The organism is Pseudomonas sp. CBS (assembly GCF_024734645.1).
In the GTDB taxonomy this organism is placed as follows: Bacteria; Pseudomonadota; Gammaproteobacteria; order Pseudomonadales; family Pseudomonadaceae; genus Aquipseudomonas.
In genome coordinates, this window is sequence record NZ_CP102929.1 from 92353 (window position 1) to 110818 (window position 18466).

Annotated in this window: 16 protein-coding genes and 1 pseudogene; 6 read left to right on the forward strand and 11 right to left on the reverse strand. The window is 59.8% G+C overall.

Annotated elements, in window-relative coordinates; genetic code table 11:
• Positions 1-7 precede the first annotated feature (7 nt).
• Positions 8-106 (forward strand): annotated as a pseudogene (locus NVB75_RS00345) (outer membrane lipoprotein carrier protein LolA); the annotation flags it as partial.
• Here the strand turns inward: NVB75_RS00345 and NVB75_RS00350 are convergent.
• The 7 genes from NVB75_RS00350 to NVB75_RS00380 all read right to left on the reverse strand — a co-directional run bounded on the left by NVB75_RS00350 (position 104) and on the right by NVB75_RS00380 (position 6143).
• A complete protein-coding gene (locus NVB75_RS00350; protein WP_258345292.1) occupies positions 104-1417 on the reverse strand; it encodes a hypothetical protein in 1314 nt (437 codons plus the stop codon). The pseudogene NVB75_RS00345 and the gene NVB75_RS00350 overlap by 3 nt on opposite strands.
• A 49-nt stretch (positions 1418-1466) precedes the next feature.
• Entirely contained in the window at positions 1467-2213 is a 747-nt protein-coding gene (locus tag NVB75_RS00355; protein WP_258345293.1) for a hypothetical protein, read from the reverse strand.
• Positions 2214-2250: 37 nt separating this feature from the next.
• Positions 2251-2931: a C39 family peptidase gene (locus NVB75_RS00360; RefSeq protein WP_258345294.1), complete on the reverse strand. Its 681-nt coding sequence runs from the start codon at positions 2929-2931 to the stop codon at positions 2251-2253.
• Positions 2932-2993: 62 nt separating this feature from the next.
• Entirely contained in the window at positions 2994-3749 is a 756-nt protein-coding gene (locus NVB75_RS00365) for a hypothetical protein (protein WP_258345296.1), read from the reverse strand.
• Positions 3750-3821: 72 nt separating this feature from the next.
• Positions 3822-4370 (reverse strand): adhesin, encoded by a 549-nt coding sequence (locus NVB75_RS00370; protein WP_258345297.1) that lies wholly within the window; start codon positions 4368-4370, stop codon positions 3822-3824.
• Complete coding sequence (locus NVB75_RS00375) at positions 4370-4828, reverse strand: hypothetical protein (protein ID WP_258345298.1); 459 nt, start codon at positions 4826-4828, stop codon at positions 4370-4372. The genes NVB75_RS00370 and NVB75_RS00375 overlap by 1 nt, the downstream gene beginning before the upstream one ends.
• A 319-nt stretch (positions 4829-5147) precedes the next feature.
• Positions 5148-6143 (reverse strand): FecR family protein, encoded by a 996-nt coding sequence (locus tag NVB75_RS00380; RefSeq protein ID WP_258345299.1) that lies wholly within the window; start codon positions 6141-6143, stop codon positions 5148-5150.
• 151 nt (positions 6144-6294) lie between these two features.
• Between NVB75_RS00380 and NVB75_RS00385 the strand changes: the two genes are divergently transcribed.
• On the forward strand, positions 6295-6564 hold the full coding sequence (locus tag NVB75_RS00385) for a PepSY domain-containing protein (protein ID WP_258345300.1): 270 nt from the start codon (positions 6295-6297) through the stop codon (positions 6562-6564).
• A 41-nt stretch (positions 6565-6605) separates the two neighbouring features.
• Here the strand turns inward: NVB75_RS00385 and NVB75_RS00390 are convergent, their stop codons facing one another.
• Positions 6606-11708, reverse strand: coding sequence for a DUF6543 domain-containing protein (locus NVB75_RS00390; RefSeq protein ID WP_258345301.1), 5103 nt, complete (start codon positions 11706-11708; stop codon positions 6606-6608).
• Positions 11709-11878: 170 nt separating this feature from the next.
• Between NVB75_RS00390 and NVB75_RS00395 the strand changes: the two genes are divergently transcribed.
• Complete coding sequence (locus NVB75_RS00395; RefSeq protein ID WP_258345302.1) at positions 11879-12916, forward strand: Ldh family oxidoreductase; 1038 nt, start codon at positions 11879-11881, stop codon at positions 12914-12916.
• A 40-nt stretch (positions 12917-12956) separates the two neighbouring features.
• Here the strand turns inward: NVB75_RS00395 and NVB75_RS00400 are convergent, their stop codons facing one another.
• Positions 12957-13277: a YqjD family protein gene (locus tag NVB75_RS00400; RefSeq protein ID WP_003217958.1), complete on the reverse strand. Its 321-nt coding sequence runs from the start codon at positions 13275-13277 to the stop codon at positions 12957-12959.
• Between the two features lie 175 nt (positions 13278-13452).
• On the opposite strand from NVB75_RS00400, the gene NVB75_RS00405 reads away from it, so the two are divergent.
• Positions 13453-13704 carry a hypothetical protein gene (locus NVB75_RS00405; RefSeq protein ID WP_003217960.1) on the forward strand — a complete coding sequence of 84 codons (252 nt, stop codon included), beginning with the start codon at positions 13453-13455 and terminating at the stop codon, positions 13702-13704.
• Here NVB75_RS00405 and NVB75_RS00410 read toward each other — a convergent pair.
• Positions 13679-14611, reverse strand: coding sequence for a LysR family transcriptional regulator (locus NVB75_RS00410; protein ID WP_258345305.1), 933 nt, complete (start codon positions 14609-14611; stop codon positions 13679-13681). The two genes, NVB75_RS00405 and NVB75_RS00410, sit on opposite strands and share 26 nt — an antisense overlap.
• Positions 14612-14695: 84 nt before the next feature.
• Between NVB75_RS00410 and NVB75_RS00415 the strand changes: the two genes are divergently transcribed.
• Together NVB75_RS00415 and NVB75_RS00420 are read left to right on the forward strand one after the other, a co-directional pair.
• Complete coding sequence (locus NVB75_RS00415) at positions 14696-15619, forward strand: carbon-nitrogen hydrolase family protein (RefSeq protein WP_258345307.1); 924 nt, start codon at positions 14696-14698, stop codon at positions 15617-15619.
• 162 nt (positions 15620-15781) lie between these two features.
• Positions 15782-17089, forward strand: coding sequence for an IS4 family transposase (locus NVB75_RS00420; protein WP_258348477.1), 1308 nt, complete (start codon positions 15782-15784; stop codon positions 17087-17089).
• An 821-nt stretch (positions 17090-17910) separates the two neighbouring features.
• Here NVB75_RS00420 and NVB75_RS00425 read toward each other — a convergent pair.
• The gene (locus NVB75_RS00425; RefSeq protein WP_258345309.1) at positions 17911-18462 is read right to left on the reverse strand and encodes a GNAT family N-acetyltransferase; all 552 of its coding nucleotides are present in this window, start codon (positions 18460-18462) and stop codon (positions 17911-17913) included.
• Positions 18463-18466 lie beyond the last annotated feature (4 nt).

Below are 18466 nucleotides of genomic sequence, written 5' to 3' on the forward strand. Positions count from 1 at the left end.
GGCGAGCTTGTTCGCGAAATTCGTGAACGATAACGCGGGGTTTATGGTTCCCCGCGTGGCTCTCAGGTTTTTCGCGAGCAAGCTCGCTCCTACAGTGTTCTGTTTAGAAGTAGTACGGGAATTTCAGGCTGAAGGTAAAGTCCGGCGCATCATCCGTCATGCCGATGGCCAGGTTCGGTACGATCGTCAGGTTGTTGGTTGCCGCAATCGTCATGCCGACGTTGAAGTAGCCGGCGTTGGCGTCGCTGGACACCACCGACTGCCAGTCGCCGCCGTCCGGCTTCAGCTTGCTCTTGCGCTGGATCAGGTCGGAGACCGAAAACGACATACTCATCTTCTCGTTGAGCGCAAAGGCCACGCCGACGCCGACCTGGAAGCTGTCTCCCAGGCGCACTTTGCCGCCGACTTTTTCATTGACCGTGGAACTGATGTCGTCAAATGAGTCTTCGAAGTTGTGGGTGTAGGACAGCGACCCAAACAGCACCGCCGGGTCGAAAGTCTTGACCAGGGAAATCCCCGGCGTAATCGACCAGACGCCGTTGCCGGTCGGCAGGTTTTCTGGCACGTAAAGGTTGGTGTTGTTGGGTGAACGTACCAACTTGATACCAAACGGTTCCTTACCGGTAGGCGCCTTGACGCGCAGCGACACCACGGCATCCGGAAGGCTGGCCGTCTCGTCGAGGAATTTATAGGCCACACCGAAGTTGACGTCGCCAATCGTCGGATCACGACTGACCGACTCCTCTGACGTCGCCGTACCGGCACCGCCATTGGCGCCACCGGATTGATAAGTCGATTCACGATAAACCACCGGCACGTTCACATCGAATTGCCAGCGGTTGTCGAGGTTGTAGCGCCCGGTCAAGTCCAGCGTCCAGTTGTCGGCCTTGATCCGGTCCAGGTTGATATTGCCCAGGAAGATCGAGTCCAGCGCCAAAAAGCCGTTGAGGGTTAACTGACGGGCATCGTAACGAGCATAGGTAATACCGGTTTCAAAACTGAATTTTCCATCGCCGAAGAAACCGCTCGCCTCGTTGTACAGGTTGCTCACACTCTGTGCCGGGGCCGAGTCGTCCTTGAGCGACTGCCCGTAGGATGCGCCGCCACCTGCACCGCCCGAGGCGGCAGCCGCACCGACGCCGGGGGTGTTTCCGGCCACCGTGGTGCCGCCTTTCTGGAAGTCTGCCGGGGATTTGGCCAGGCGTTTGGGAGGCGGGGCCGCCGGCTGTTCTTCAACCTGGCGTACCCGTTGTTCCAGCACCGCCAGTGCTTTTTGCTGCACTTCGTAGCGTTGCTTGAGTTCCAGCAGTTCCTTTTTCAAGGTGTCGATGTCGGTGTCCGGCGCGGCATACAACATGGATGCGGGCAGGAGCGTACTCAAGCAAATTACGGCACGTAACGATAGCGATCGATGCATGAAATAAGCCGTCCCTTTCTAATGCGCAAGTGTCGAGGCACAGCGTAGTTCAATAACCAAGGGTGCGTAGGCCTTTGAGTTGGTCCAGGTTGCAGTTCAATGCACCATTGCTCAGGCCGTTGCTGCCCATGACCACGTTCAGTTGGGTCATGTTGTTAACAAAATTGCTGTTGCCCTGCAAAACCGTGCCCTGTAGCACATTGCCGCCGCCGATTTGCTGCACGCTATTACCTTGGTTGTGATTGGCTTGGATAGCCATTTGCAGGCCGCCATTGGCGGCTGAGACGCTGACGTTGCCAGCTCCACTGGTACCCGTGACTGTACCGCCGGCCACCAGCACTTGCCCTGACTGCACAAGGTTGGCCGGTGCCAGCCCATTTTCGTTGATGTTGATGCCGACGTTGTTGGTCGCCGTGTTGCCGTCGCCCGCAGCGCGCACGCTTTGCACCACACCCTGACCGGTGCCCAGTCCGGCGCCGCCCGTCACAATGCCTGTGCCGGTAGTCTGACCGGTCCCGGTGCCCGTCCCGCCAGTGGTTTGTACATAGAATTGAGGGGTGATAGTGGACGAGTCGATCTGCATGGTGGCCTTGCCGGTGATGGAGTCGCCAACAGCGTTGGTCCAGGTGCTGCTCATCACGATGCCAAAGCTGATAATCCGCCCAGGCATCACATAGCGCCCACGCAGTTCCGCCAATTCCGAATCCTTGACTTCAATCGGTTTAAATCCGGAGGAGGCATAAACAGGCATTGAGGCTACCAGGTACATAACCGTAAGCCAGCGGTAGGTGTTCATCTTTGGCTCCTGGAGCGTCCTGCTCCTTATTGCGCTTCTAGAAGAAGTCGCTCTGGATAAAACCGAAGTCCATCAGCTCTGCATCACCCACGGGCCTGAACTCATTCATTTTGTTTTTCGCCGTCAGGGGTGTGGGTGGGTCGAGCAGGATGTTGGTCTTGTCGTAGCCTTCACCGAGTACGGCGAAAACGATGCCGTTCCAGCCCTTGACGAAGTCGTCACGCGAATAGCGTTTATGCCCCAGCACCGGGTCGCCGATATAGACCCAGTCCTTGTCGGCGCGCTGCATGACCACGAAGTGCTTGTAGCCGCGAATTTCCAGCAGTACCACGACGGGGATTTTCACGGTGACCAGGGTATCCGGCCCGATCTTGTAGCCCCGGGCACGCATGCCGATACTTTCGAGGTAGCGCTTCATGTCCAGCATGGAGAAGCCTTGGGTACGTACCAGGTCCTGGTCCGCGTTCACCAGCATGCCTTTGATGATGTGTGCTTCGTCGACGTCCAGCCAATAGGCCTGACGCAGGATGGTGGCGAGTGCCGCGGCACCGCAGCTGAAATCGGTCTTCTGTTCCACCAGGTTGGCGAAGCGGCGCTCACGAATGCTCTCGACCTTCTTGAATATCACCGCACCGCCGGGCATGGCGGAAATTGCCATTTGCCCTGCCCAGGCCGGGCCGGTGAGCATTAACAAGAGGGTGAGCGTCACGAGGCGCATGATCGTCTGACCTGTTGGACACTGGAAATAGAAAAGGGCCTTGTCGCCAAGGCCCCATTGCATCAGAAGCGTACGCCGTTGCCCGCTGCACATTGGGTGCAACCGCTGCCCAGTGTGAGGGTGTTGCTTTGTTGGTTGCCGGAACCTGCGGACACGTTGAGCCCGATGTTGCCGGAACCATAGTTGCCAGAGTTGTTCAGGCTGGCGTTGTTGCTGACATAGGTAGACTGGCCACCATAGCCATGGGTAGTCGCGGCTGCGTTGAGGAAGTGGTTGTCCAACGATTGTTGCTCGGTGTTGGAAGCAGCGGCTACGTTGTTGCCGTCGGCAGTCACGATAGCCAGGTTGTTTTTCTGTTGGTTGCCTTGACCGGCTGCAACGTTGACACCGGTGTTACCCGAGCTGTTGTTGGCCGAGTTGTTCAGAGACGCGTTGTTTTGCGTGCCTTTGTTGTCGAACTTGTTGTTGCTGCTTTCCTGATAAATGTCGGCGATGGCAAATACCGAAGCAGCATCATCGGCACTGCTGGTGATCGCAGCAGCATTGTCCTGCTCGTTGCCCGAGCCCGAAGCGGCGTTGGCGCCCAGGTTGCCGGAATGGCCGTTAAGCGAGCCAGTGGCTGAGGCGTTGTTGGTGGTTTTGGTGTCGTCGAATTTGTTGTCTTTGCTGACTTGGGTATCAGTCACGACGGCAGCCACGGTGCCGGTAGCCACTGGGGTTGGGTGCCAGCCGCCACCGCTACCACCTGCTTGTGCAGCAACAGCCATGAGCGCAGTCAGAGCGAAAACCAGTGGTTTAAGAGCCATTGTAGGTTTCATGGTGTATCTCCTTGCTTCTAATTAGTTGGTTAAGTGTTGGTACGGTCTAACGAACAAACACTGATCAAGCTGTTACTTGATAGTGATAGCCAGGGTGTTAGCCACTCGGTTCCCCACCCCCGCACTCTGGTTCACCTGTACCACTCCTCGGCTGCCGGTGAAGGCCTGGTCGCTGGTAACGACCTGGCGGCTGCCAGTGGTGGGGGTGAGCCCTGAGTCTGTTAACAGCGTCGTGTTCTGCTGCGACAAAACGCTGTCATCGATGCTTTGCGGACCCGGATTGATACTGATCCGCACGGCATTGATCATCTGTGTATTGGCCCCGGCCGACTGATTGACGCCCAGCACACCGTTGCCATTGCTGAAAGAGGAGCCCTGGATCGCCGCGTTGGCGTTCAGGGACGCATCGACCTTGCCATCGAGTTTCTGCACGAGTGAATCGTGGGCTTGCCCGCCGACGACGATGGCGCGACTGTTGATCTGCTGTTGCTGATTACCGGCAGACTGGTTGACCGAGGCGACGCCGCTGTATTGCTGGCCGCTGTTATTGATCGTTGCGTTGTTGTCGGCCATGGCCGATGTGCAACTCAGTGCGGCGATGATCAGCCAGGAGCGATTCATCACTGGCCCCCCATCATGCTGCCGATGTTGTTCAGCGGCGCCATGCCCCGCTGGATCGAACCATTGATCTGCCCAGCCATGCTGCTGCCGCCACCGCCATGGCCAGCGGATGCGCCGGCCCCCAGGGTTGAGGTGCTTGCGCCCAGGCTGTTACTCAGGCCGGGAAGGTTGCCGCCGGGCATCATGGCGCGGGTAATACTGGAACCGCTGCTGACCCCGGCGATATCGAGATCGCTGAGTTCGCCGGTCGTGGCGCTCAACACTTGTTTGGAGGGGTTGGCATTGACTGTGCTGGGGTTGCGATCCGGGGCAAAGGAGGAGCGGCCAGCCATGTGGCCCTGTACGGTGCGACCCACCACGATGGTGCCGTCACCCGCGAGCGCCGGAAGACTCACGCTGGTACTCAGTACACAGCTGATCAGCAGAAGGCTCAATGAGCCTGTATGAAGTGTCTTCACGACGGCGTTCCTTATTCTTGGCGCTGACCCTAAACAGCGCTGTCAGGAATAGAGCAGGAGCTGTGCCGCTTTTGATTTTATGAAGGGATTCAATGAGTTGGGGTCGATGAAAAAGAAAGGTCGGCGGGATGTGTTTCAAAGGTGAGACAACAGGCCTGAATTCAACTCGCCTGGCAGCTGTCTCAGGAATGAAACACTGGCTGCCATAAACCTGGCAGCCCGCAGCCGGCTGTCAGCTCAGCCGGTGCAAGTGTTTCAAAAGTGGACAGTTCCAGGCGAAGAACAGCCGTGGAGGAGGGCAGGCGCCCTGTCTCCAGGGTCAGCCCTTGGGTGTTTTACGCGGGATCGAATTGAGTACGGGGTTGCCGTCCTGGTTCTGGGTCAGGTAGACCGGCAGGACCTTGGGCAAGGAGGGGACGAGGTTGGATACCTCGTTGATGTTGTAGATGCCACCAATGCGGATCGCGCCGGTGTCGGCGTCGGCCAGCATCACCGGTTTGCTCAGGTAGCGGTTGATCAGCGGCAACGCGTCGGCCAGGGCCAGGTTGTCGAGGATCAGCTTGCCGTCACGCCAGGCCAGGGCAGTGTCGCCCGGGGCAATCGGCTGGGCCAGGGGGCTGGCGTCGCCATGGTTGTAGCTGGCCTGCATCCCGGGCGACAGGCGCAGGCCGCTGTGGGCGTCATCGCTGCTCACCAGCACCGAGCCTTGCAGCAGCATGACCCGCACATGGTCTTCGTATTTCCAGACGTTGAACTGAGTGCCGGTCACCCGAACCTGCCCGTCTCCGGCGTGGACAATAAAGGGGTGTTGCGGGTCATGGCTGACGTTGAAAAACGCCTCGCCCTTTTTCAGGGTGACCCGGCGCTGGTCTTTGTAATTGCTGTAGACCAGCTCGGTGCCCAGGTTCAGTTCAACCTGGCTGCCGTCATCGAGGGTGACCTGGCGCAGGCTGTTTTCGGTTTCGTAATGCTTATAGGAACTGGGCAACCATCCGGCTTCCCAGCCGGTAAAGGCCGCGAGTGGCAAGGCCAACAGGCCTATCGCCGCCGCTACTGCGTAGTTGCTTGAACGGCGGCGGGGCTGGAGTCGGACCCTGGCAGGGGCCGGTTCGCTGCGGGGCAGGTGATCGGCAACGTCCCAGATTTCCAGCATGGCCGCGTATTCGAAGGCATGCAGTGGATGCGCATCGTGCCACTGCTCGAACGCTCGACGCTCGGCCGTCGTGCAATCGCTGGCATGCAGACGCATGCACCAGTGCGCAGCGGCATCGGTGATGGCGTCATATTCGGCTTCTGATAGGGACTTATCTGTCATTAACTCATCCTGATTTCCCACATTCTAACCTCCACAGCAGGACGGCGAGAACAACCATCATGGCGATTGCACATCAATTGGAACTAATTCTCGTCTGCAAGGCCCTAAAAATCAGGACAGCTAACATTCAATCCCTGTATGGAGTACGAAAATGCTTAAGAAAACCTTAGCCGCCATCGTTGCAACCTCGGCCCTGCTCAGTGCCGGTGCCGCCCTGGCGGACAAACCGGGTGCAGGCTGGATCACCATTGAAAAAGCCATCGAAACCGCCAAGACCAAGGCCGGCTACCTCGAGATCTACAAGATCGAAGCCGATAACGATGGCTATTGGGAAGGTGAGGGGCGCAAGTCGGATGGCATCGTCTATGAGTTCCGTATCGATGGCGCATCCGGCAACGTGTTGCGTGACCAGAAAGACTGAATGAGCTGACTGGGTGCAGGCGTGTAGCCTGCACCCGCAGCTTACGGCGTGCCTTCGGCAATCGAGGGCACGGCGTCCAGTTGTCGTCCCAACGTTGTGATCAGCAAGGTCAATGAGTCAGCGTTATCCATCTGCGTGTTGAACCGCCGAGTCAGGTTGGTTTTGAAAATTCCCCGTGCATTGCTCAAGTCCACGCCACCGGTCGTGGCAAGAATCTGCTGCTTGATGTAGTCATCTTCCGGGTCGGTTCCCAGATCAGACCCGGTAGCCCCCCACGCGTCCGATGATTTGAACAATTGCCCGATTGGCGTACTGATCGAGTACGCATTCTCCTGCACGTTGCGCAGCCAGTCCCGAAGATCGCGACCGGCTTGGGTTTGTACTTCGATCAGGTCGGAAAAAGGCGATGTGGAGTTGAGGTAGGCGACGTCGGCGGTGTTGCTCACGATATGGGTCAACTCATGAATCAACGTAGTCGCACGGGCATGGGCTCTTTGATCGAAGTGATTGATCAGGTGCCCTTCAAAATCGGCTGTGGGCGGGTTGAAGAAGTTTTCGGTGAGATAGATGCGACGATCCGGGTCCCCGTCGATGGTAAACGCCCAATGCCGTTCGGGTTCGGCGATATGCGCGCCGGAGACGAAACGCCGGGAATTGAGCGAGTAGAGTGCCGGTTCCAGCGCCTCATCGAGGATGGCGGTCACCGTGTCCATGAGCTTTTGCGCGAGGACTGCCGGAAATTTGGCCGGGCCGGTGTCGGCGTCTATCGGGATGCCAAAGAAGCGGTTGATGAAGCGATGCACCCGGGTCACGGGCGGGTACTGATGATCGAGCAGTTTCAGGTTCTGCTGGCAGTTGTGCAGGTAGAAGGTTGCCAGGTCCAGTGCCTCGACGATCGCCTGGGCCCTGAGGGGCGAAACACGCCGAATTTCGCTCAGGCCTCGAGCTTCGACATTCATCACCCGGTCCACCTCTGTTCTCACCTCCCGGCGCTCCATCATGGCACTCCAGCCAGGGCCATGGCGGCGAACCGATGCGCCCAGGTCCAGAGTCCATTTGCGCTCGGCATCCAGGCGCACATAGGGCCCTTTGGACCGTGCACTGAAAAGCCGCCAATGGCCATCAACCTGCTTGGCTCGATAGACCTTGCCTGTGCAAGGCAGGTAATGCCGATTGTCTGTCGTTGTGTAGACCCCCGAGTTGCCAGCCGTCAGGCCCTCCAGGCTGATGTCGTTGGCTTCGTACGCCTGCAGGCGGGTCCGGGCCTGGGCGGTGATATCGATGTCTTGCCAGGCGCTGGCTGTTTGCATCGGCGCGGCGGTGTCTGGTGTCGGTGATTCATCCATCAATGTACGTATTGAGGCCATTTGCGCGACACCGCGAATAAAGCTTTGCAGCGCGTCGCGCCATCGATGTTGCTGCAAGTCTTCGGCAGAGGCCTTGAACAGTGTGTAGCTTTGCCAGATCACCAACGGCACCATCAGCTTGCCCGGTAGCAACGCCTGCGCCTGTTGCAGGCCATGGGTAAACAATGCCTTGAGGGTGTCCCAGGCTGACCGGCCATCGGCCTGGTTTTGCTGTTCAAACAGGCTCGAAATCAACTGAATGTTGTCGCGGTACAACTGCTTGAGCGCGTGGCCCTTGATCGGATTGTCCGCCAGGATGATTTCCGAGGTTCTCCCGACCGTGCTGGCCCAAAGGTTTTTATACGTGGCTCGCTCAGCCTCTGGCAGGCGGCCGATCACCCAGTCCTGCAACGGGCCGGGCAGGTTGAGCCGACGGATTAGAGCCGCCTCGTTTTCGAATTCCTGGAACGCCTGCTGCGGACCGTAAGGTGCATACATCACCAGGGGCGCCTTTTCGGCGGCGTTAATCAGGTAGACCCCAAGGGCCTTGATGGTGCGAGCGCCCGCCGTGGCGATCAACTCCAGGGGACGGACCGTCGAGGTTGCGCCGTTGACTGCTGCACGGGCGATTGCATCCGGCATGTCGAGGACTTGTTCGACCAGGCTCAAGCCCGCGGGCGATAGCAGTTCCTGCAGGCTCAGCGCATGGGCGTATTGCAGCAATTGCCAGGGCAGTTGGCGAATAAACAGTTGTTCCCGTGCTGCGGCGCCCGGTTTACTCGGCGTGAGTTTTTCGGCCAGGTAAGCCTGGTTGTCCTGCTTGAGAGACAGGCGCGCGAGTACCTGGCGCACGACAGTGGGGGTCAGGCCGGCGGCCGTTGATTCCACATCGAACGCAGCAGCTTGCTGGCTGATGTGATTGAGGGCGTAGTCCACCAGGTTTTGCCGTTGGCCGGCCAACACCAACTTTGGGAGGATGTAGACGTCTTGCGGGCGCACGCCATAGGCCTGCAACAGTTCGCCGAGCTTGCTGCCAACGTACTGTGGCAACGACAGGAAATCGTCCAGGTAATCTCTGTCGTCCGTGAGGCTAAGGCGGTATTGCTCAAGGATTTCGATGTGGCGACGCTGTTGGCTGACCGACGCCATCCCCAACCAGGCGGGCAGTGATTGTTGTGCCATGAAGGTCTGGGCGATTTGCGAGGCGTGGTCCAGGTCGTTGGCCGGCAAGGCCTTTTCCAGCTCCCCGAGACGCTTCAGCAAGGCGTCCCCCGATAGCGTCAGGGTGAGGCAGTGGGCCCGTTGTGCCTTGTAATGATCAATCCAGGACTGCTGGCGGTGCTGGGCGACCGCGTCGTTGATCAGCATGAATTGACCGAGCGGGCAGGCCTGGTGCGGCTTGCGGTAGCGCGGTTCGAGATTGGCCAGTAGCTGCATGCGAAGGTCCGGGGCGGCCAGGCGTCGTTTCAGCTCCGTCTGCAATTGGCTGACGTTGGCGAAACTCTCCAGACCGCGCGCCGGCGTCCACAGCACGGCCCGGCCTGAGTGGGACGGGTCGAGGCCGCCGCGTTCGGTGAGCATCAGGCAATGGGCCAGGGGCACCCGTTGCGTGAGGCCCTCGGGTTCGACGGTCAACGCATAGGCATCCGGGATGAACCCACCCAGCCCCTGGCGCCGTCGGCGATCCGGGTGTTGAAGGTCAAACACCGTTTGCACGATCGACTCATCAAGGGCGTCCAGGCTGTTGTCGAGGCGCCTGAGTCTGGCTTCGCCCTGGATCGCCACCGCCATGGCATGGGCCATCGGCGCCTTGAGCTGTTCCAGGTATTCGCGGGGAATATCAGCAATGTTGTAGTTATGAAACTTGATCAGGGCGGCATCGAGAACCGCGTTGGCTTGCGATATGTCCAGGCCGGTCAGTGGTGCGGCGCGCCCGCTGCCCTGATTGGCGTAAAGGCCGTAGTGCAGCGTTTGCGGAATTGGCCCGCGCCCCTGTATCAGGCGCGCAAGAAAGTAACTGAGCAGGCTCTGGCTTTCCAGGGGCGCAGTGGCGTGTGGCGTACTTGCGCCGGCGGCGTATCGATTGACGTAGATCTTCCCGGGGTCCTGGCCCGTCAGGCCACGGCGGTTGAACTCTAAGGTGAGTGCCTGATTGACGGTGTTGGCCAGTGTAGGCTGGGCGCGTACCTGGGCTGCCAGTGTGTCCCGGATGTTGACCAACTGCTTGTGCAGCAGAGCGGCCCGGTCGCCGGCCAGTGACACGGGACGCGTCGGGTCGGCCAGCACCGAATGAGGCGTCCAGCGTCCGGCTGTATCCAGGCCCGGGAGGTGGCTGTCGATCATGTACCGCACATCCAGCGCGTAGTCGAGCAAGGCCGAGGGTTCAATGCCGGCGCGGGTACGTCGGTACAGATCGAGGGCGTAGCGAAGGTTCTGTTGCTGCTTGCCGATGATGGCTTCGAGCACCTGCTCAAACAGAGGGCCTGTGATGGGAGTGCCGGAGAACTGCGGCGTCTTGAACCCGACAAACAACGCCCGCTCCTCGAGAGACATCAGGTTGTAGAGGTCGTCTTCATACCCTGGCGCTTTGACCATGGCCTTGAGGGTGTCCATCAGGTCGTCGTAGGTTCCGAGCACTTGCAAACCCTTGTCGGGGGTGTAGAGAAAGGTCTGCGAGTTGCCGATCATCAAGGTGCTGGCCAGCTCGACAGCATTGGCCGGCTGCTCCCAGATCTTCACGTTCTCCACGTGCAGTGTCTGGCCGCCCAGAGGGGCCTGGGATGAGTACAGCGCTGCCAATGCCTGGCTTTGCTCCGGACTGATGATGGATTGCTGGCGCTTGAACAGCAGATCCAGGCGCGCATTGGCGGCCATGGTCCGGGAGAACCAGGCCCGACGCGAGACGCCCGGCGCGATCTCGGTGTTCCAGAACGTCTCCACTGCACTGTGCAGGAACGGGATCAGTTGGCCGGCCGCTTGCTTGATCGCGCTTTCCCAGCGCTGCGTGTCGCGGGCCTTGCGTTCAGGGTCCTTGGCGTCGTCAGGCCGCGCGGGATGAAAAAACACCCGGGTTTGCCCGGCTGGCCAGGCTTGCTCACGGTAATACAACAGCACAGCGTCATTGAGTGGCAGCGAGTCGAGCCAGCGCGGCATTGTGTGCCCAGGGGGTTGCCTGGCGAAAAAACTGACGTGGGCTTCGCTGGGGGCAAGCCCGGGGAAGAGTGGGCGGCAGATGCTTTCAAGCAGGTTTGAAAGCAGGGCGCCCAATGGCGGCAACTGTTTCAACTCCGCCAGCAGCGCCTGGCGATTGACCTCCTGATAACGCCTGAGGGTTTTCTCCTGTTCACCAAACACGTCATCGAGCATCGCCTCCGGTGTCAGCACCAGGCGGTTGTCGAGCACCTGCGATGCCTGTTGCTGCAAGGGCAGGAAGCACAGCAGTCGCGTGGCGTCGGCCGGGATTTTCAAGCGCTGGGTCAGCGTCGTGAGCACGTGGGCGGGGCTGTCGAATTTTTCCAGGCCGCCGTAGGGGGTGTAGAGCCAGGCGTGCGGGTAGGCGTTGGTGGAACTCATCATGAAACTGCCCGCCAGTTCGACGGTGTTGGCGGTACTTTTATTCAGCCAGATGCGCTGTGCAATCATTGGCGGCGACTGTTGGCGACGGCCTGTATCGCTGGCAAAAAACACCTTGCCGAGAAACTCGATATCCCGGGTGTCGATGTTCAACTGGCGCTCACGGTCCAGCGCCCTCCAGCCAATGCGCATGGCTTCGGGGAAAAAATAGGGAGCCTGGCTCATCGTTGCGATCCTTGGGAAAGTACGGCACTCGACGCTATCCAGTCCCGGTGGCCCCGGGGGCTAGATATGTCTGGCACTCCCTGTCGACAGCCATGGGGCAAACCCTGTCTAATCGACGGACCGATTCTTGTACGCTGTTGCCCATTCCAATAATTAAACGGGAGCTTCAGATGTCTGCATCGCCTTTGGATGTCGAGTCTTCATCAGAGCGACTCAGTTTTGCGCAATTGACCGACCTGCTGCGCCAGGTATTCGTGCGCCATGGCACCTCGGCCGACGTGGCCCAGGTGCTGGCCGAGAACTGCGCCAGCGCCGAGCGCGACGGCGCCCACAGCCACGGTGTATTCCGTATTCCCGGTTACGTCTCGACCTTGGCCAGCGGCTGGGTCAACGGCAAGGCGGTACCGGTGGTCGAGGATGTGGCCAGCGGGTTTGTACGGGTGGATGCCGGTAATGGTTTTGCCCAGCCCGCGCTGCAAGCCGCCCGCCCGTTGTTGGTGGAGAAGGCTCGCAGTGCCGGGATTGCTCTGTTGGCCATCCATAACTCCCACCACTTCGCGGCACTTTGGCCGGATGTCGAGCCCTTCGCCGAAGAGGGCCTGGTGGCCTTGAGCGTGGTCAACAGCATGACCTGCGTGGTGCCCCACGGCGCCGACCGCCCACTGTTCGGTACCAACCCCATTGCCTTCGCCGCCCCCCGCGCCGATGGCCTGCCCATCGTGTTTGACCTGGCCACCAGCGCCATCGCCCATGGCGACGTGCAGATTGCTGCGCGCAAGGGCGAGCGCCTGCCACCCGGCATGGGCGTGGACAGCCTCGGCCAGCCGACCCAGGACCCCAAGGCGATCCTCGAAGGCGGCGCGCTGTTGCCGTTTGGCGGGCACAAGGGTTCGGCCCTGTCGATGATGGTCGAGTTGCTGGCGGCAGCCCTCACGGGCGGTAACTTCTCGTTTGAGTTCAACTGGTCCGATCACCCCGGTGCTCGTACTCCATGGACCGGCCAGTTGCTGATCGTGATCGACCCGAGCAAGACCGCCGGGCAGAGCTTCGCCGAGCGCAGCCAGGAACTGGTGCGACAGATGCATGCGGCAGGGTTGCGGCGTTTGCCGGGAGACCGACGCCATCGCACACGGGCGAAGTCGCAGGCAGGCGGCATTGAGATCGAAGCGGCAGAATTGAGCCGGTTGCGGGTGTTGGCACAGGCGTGAAGCGAGCTGCGCCCGGGGAGGGCGCAGCCGTTACATCAGATCAGTTGCGGCGGCCCAGCAGCAGGCCGACCACCAGGCCAAACCCGGCGGAAATCGCCACGGTCTGCCATGGATGGCCACCGATATAGGTCTCGGTGGCATCTACTACCGGCTTGCTGCGCTCGCGCACATTGGACACCGAGTCCAGTGCCTGCTTGAGCTTGATAGCCACCTGTTCACGCAGGGTTTCACCTTCCTCCCCCACCAGTGACGCGCTGCTTTTGAGCAGCTTGTCCGATTCTTCGATCAGCGCGGTCAGTTCACTGAAGGCTTGATCCTTGATTTGGTCTTCGACGGCTTGGGCGGCAGATTTGCGGGCCATTGGGTTAACTCCTTGCGGGTGAATGTGGCAATGAATGCGCTTGATGAAGAATGGAGTGTTTGAAGCAGGCAAAAGTTGCAGTTTTTTTCCTACGGTCAGCTTAGGTGAAATCCAGGCCAGGAAATTTCGACCTACAGTGTAAGATGTCACCTATTTGTGCAGCAGGTAATTCAACATGAGCTTCAATCTGGCCAACAAGCCCCTTGCCGAGCGCGCCGCGCTGGAAGATGAAAAGTCCCGTCTCTACGACCTGTGGCAAAGCAACCTGGGCAAAGCCAAGGGCGAGGCCGCCCGCCTGTTTGGCGAGCGCGCCAAGCGCAAGGGCAAATGGGCCGAATGGGTACGTGCGGAACTGGACGGCATGTCACCGCCGGAGTTCTCGAACATGGTACGCAGCGAAGTCAATCGCCTGATGGCGGCGAAGTAAGCGCAAAGCAGGCGACGATCGCCTCGCGCACCTTCAGCAGCAACGGATCGAGTTGCACTTGGGTGCGCCAGCCCAGCTCCACCGGGTAGCGCGGCAATGCCAGCGGGCAGGGCAGAACCTTCAGCCCGGTCATCTGCGCGATGGCCTGGGCCGCATGCCCGGGAATCGTTGCCACTGCCTGGCTGCCCTTGAGCAGAAACGGCAGCGCCGCGAAGTGTGTGGTTGAGGCGCCTACATGCCGGCTCAGCCCCTGCGCGGCCAGGCCCTCGTCGGTTATCCCGATAAACCCGCCGGATGACACCAACAGATGTTCACGCCTGACGAACTCGTCGAGGTCGATGGCCTGTTGTCCCGGTGCCAGGCTGGCGGGGTCCACCAGGCACGCATAATGGCCTTCCCCCAGCACCTGGCGGCTCAACCGGCGCTCGGCAAACCCACCGGCAGTGATCGCCAGGTCCAGGCTGCGATCGAGCAGGGCGCCGGCGACGATCTGGCTGTGGGTCTGGCGGAAAATCAGTCGCAGCTTTGGCGCTCGCCGGGCGATCTCTTCAATCAGCCGGCGACCGTAGGCGATCTCGAAATCATCCGACAACCCCAGCACCACCGAACGGCCCTGATACTGGCTGCCCTGGGGGTCGACCATCGCCAGGCTTTGGCGGCAGCGATCCAGGGCTTCGCTGATCACCGGTTTCAACTGGTTGGCGCGCAGAGTCGGCGCCAGGCCTCGACCGGTGCGCACGAACAATTGGTCGCCATACACATCCCGCAGGCGGCGCAATGCCGCACTGATCGCCGATTGCGTCACCCCAAGGCGCAGGGCGGCGCGGCTGGCGCTGGATTCGTCGTGCAGGGCCTCGAAGGTTTTCAGCAGGTTGAGATCGACGTTGGCGATATTCATCTGGCTCATATCAGTTAGCAGTGAAGTGGGCTTTATTCATGATTGCCGCTGGCCGGAGAATGGGCAACCCCCCATTGATTCGGAGTGATCGTGATGCCTGTTTCTACCGTGGCTGCGCTGCAAATCGGTTCCTTGCCGGGTGGCAAGGCTGAGACCCTGGAACAGATCCTGTCCTATGAGGACGAAATCCTGCGCAGCGGTGCGCAACTGGTGGTGATGCCCGAAGCCTTGCTTGGGGGCTATCCCAAGGGTGAAGGCTTTGGTACCCAGTTGGGTTATCGCCTGCCTGAAGGGCGGGAGGCCTTTGCCCGTTATTTTGCCAGTGGGATTGATGTGCCGGGTGTGGAGACCGAAGCGCTGGCGGGTTTGTCGGCGCGCACCGGGGCCAGCCTGGTGTTGGGCGTGATTGAGCGCAGTGGCAGCACGTTGTATTGCACGGTGCTGTATTTCGAGCCGGCGGGCGGGTTGGTGGCCAAGCATCGCAAATTGATGCCTACCGGCACTGAGCGGCTGATCTGGGGGAAGGGTGATGGTTCGACGTTGCCGGTGATTGATGCAGCGGTAGGGCGCATCGGTGGTGCCGTGTGCTGGGAAAACATGATGCCGTTGTTGCGCACGGCGATGTATGCCAAGGGCGTGGAAGTGTGGTGCGCGCCGACGGTGGATGAGCGGGAAATGTGGCAGGTGAGCATGCGGCATATTGCGCACGAGGGGCGGTGTTTTGTGGTGAGTGCGTGTCAGGTGCAGGCGTCACCTCAGGCGTTGGGTGTGGAGGTTGCGAATTGGCCGGTGGATCGGCCTTTGATCGCGGGTGGCAGTGTGATTGTTGGGCCCATGGGGGACATTCTGGCCGGGCCGTTGCTGGGTGGGGCGGGGTTGCTGGTGGCGCGGATTGATACGGATGATTTGGTGCGGGCGCGGTATGACTATGATGTGGTTGGGCATTATGCCCGGCCGGATATTTTCGAATTGATCGTGGATGAGCGTGCTAAACCCGGTGTGCGGTTTTTGGGTTGAGTACATATCCGTTATTTAGGTAACGGCGGCTTATGGTTCCGCTCTTACAGCCATCCCTTTCAAGGTCTTGGTTTAAAATCCCCTAACCAATCCAGTCAGGACGACGAAACTATGTGGGAAAAGGTTTTAGAACGGTTTGAAAAACAGGCGCCGGCCAGCGTCATGACCAAGTTGATATTAGAGCAGGCAGTAGATGCCGCTTGGGTTGACAAGGTGTTCGATGATCACCGCCAACGGCAGTACTCACGTGAGCTTTTGTTTTCAACCGTTGTTGAGCTGATGTCCCTTGTTTCATTGGGCTTGAGGCCGTCGTTACACGCGGCGGCGCGCAAGATGGAGGGCCTTTCGGTCAGTGTTTCGGCACTCTATGACAAGATCAAGCGAACCGAACCCGAGCTGCTTCGCGCCCTCATTTCGGGCAGTGCCGAGCGTTTGATACCGACCGTCGAAACGCTCGGCCATTCATCGATCCTGCCTGGCTGGCAGTTGCGTATTGTGGATGGCAACCACTTGCCGGCCACTGAAAAACGTCTAGGCGCTCTGCGCAATGAGCGCGGCGCAGCGCGCCCAGGATTTTCAGTAGTTGCCTACGATCCGGACCTGGATTTAGTCGTTGATCTTCAGCCGTGGGAAGATGCCTACGCCAGTGAGCGAGTCAGTGTTTTACCGCTGCTGGCCCGCGCATGCGCGGGCCAGTTGTGGATGGCTGACCGGCTCTATTGCACGCTGCCCGTCCTGCAAGCCTGCGAGGACACGGGGGCTTCGTTCATCGTTCGCCAACCCAGCAAGCATCCACGCCTGGTCCAGGAAAGTGAGTGGCAAGACTCAGGGACGGTCGATAGCGGAACCGTTCGCGAACAAATCATCGAAGTGAAGGGTGGCCGCCGCTGGCGACGTGTTGAGTTGAGCCTGCAAACGGCGAATGACTCAGGTGATTTGGTGATGTGGTTCTGGAGCAATTTGCCCGACACCATCGGTGCCCGGCAGATAGCCGATTTATACCGTCATCGCTGGAGTATCGAGGGAATGTTTCAGCGCCTTGAGTCGGTACTGGACAGTGAAATTACAGGCCTTGGCAGCCCGAAAGCCGCGCTATTGGGCTTTGCCTCGGCGGTCCTGGCTTACAACGTTTTGTCGGTTCTCAAGCGTAGCGTTGAGCAGGCGCACCGCGAAACGCAGCCAGAGGGTTGGGAGGTTTCGATTTTCCATTTGGCGGTGCATGTTCGCAGTGATTATCAAGGCTTGCAGATCGCATTGCCTGCGGAAAATTTCCCTCTTGAAAAGACTCCGCAAGGGCTGGCAGAGCGATTGCTGGCCCTGGCAAGGATGATCAAACCTAAGTCCGTAGCCAAAAGCCCTCGTGGCCCCAAAGTAGCCAAGCCCAAGGAGTGGCTGGAAGGTAAGGCGGCACGGGTGCATGTCTCAACAGCTAGGGTGCTTAAGGCGGCTAAGTCGGATAAACGTACTTAAACATGGCCTTAAACGGACTTTTAAACGCAGACCTTGAAAGGGATGGCTCTTACAGCGGCTCACTTTGGAAAAGCCCCAAAGTAAGCAAAGGGCTCTGCCCCGCCTGTCGGCACCTCGCCTAGGCTCGGTGTTCCCTCACTCCGGCATTGCTCCGCGGGCCGCCGCGATGGGCCATCCATGGCCCAGCGCGGCTAAACCGGCGTCCTGCCGGTTTACCCGCTCCGCACTGCCTGCGTTCGGCCTCGGGCTTATTGGGGCAGTCAGATCAAGATCAAAAGCAAGAGCACAGCGGCCTACCGGCCGGCTTGAGTGTTGAAGAGCAAAATCTAAAGCGGGCACGGTCAAAAATGTGGGAGCGGGCTTGCTCGCGAAGGTCGTTAACGATGACGCGGGCATTCTGGATGAACGCGGCGCTCTCAGGTTTTTCGCGAGCAAGCCCGCTCCCACAGAAAAGCAGATCTGTTTTCGCTCTGGTCTTTGCTTTTGCTTTTAACACTCAAGCCGGCTGGGAGGCCGCTGTGCTTTTGATCTGCTTTTGATCTTGATCTTAGGCGCCCCGTTAAACCACGCTGGCCGAACGCAGGCTTTGGAGCGTGGGTAACCTGGCAGGACGCCAGGTTAGCCGTCCTGGGCCAGGGATGGCCCATGACGGCGGCCCACGGTCCAAAGCCGGAGTGAGGGCACACCGAGCATTAGCGAGGTGCCGAGTGGTGGGGCAAGAGCGTTTTGCTTACTTTTGCGCTCTTCAAAAGTGAGCCGCTGTAAGAGCGGAACCAATCTCAGCCATCACCCGAATAACGGATATACACCCAAAACCCACCTCAGCCCCGCCGACTCCCCAGCCATTCCTCCCGGGTAATCTCCCAGATATCCTTGGGCAAACGCCCAGCGACAAACTGCCCCTCATCCGTCCTGACCAACCGCATCCCCGTCCGCTCGGAAATCCTGCGAGACGCCACATTCGGCGCCGCCTTGGGCACACGCATCACGGGCCGCTCCAGCACCTCAAACCAATACTCAGTCACCGCCGCACTGGCCTCGGCCATCAACCCCTGACCCTGCCACTGCGGCGCCAGCCAAAAGCCCCGGTTGTTATCCACCTCATCCATCAGGCTGACATTACCAATCAACACCTGCGGCGCGCTTTTCAGGCGGATCGACCAATGCCATTCCTCCCCCCGCGCCATGGCCGGCAACGCGACATGCTCCAGATAGCTGCGCGCACCATCCGCCGGGTACGGCCAAGGCACCTGAGCATTCAGATAACGCACCACTTCCCAGTGCGCAAACTGCTGCTGGACACCCTCGGCATCCTCCAGCGTCAGCGGCCTCAGGATCAGGCGTTCGGTATACAGCGTAGGTTGCGCATCCATGTCG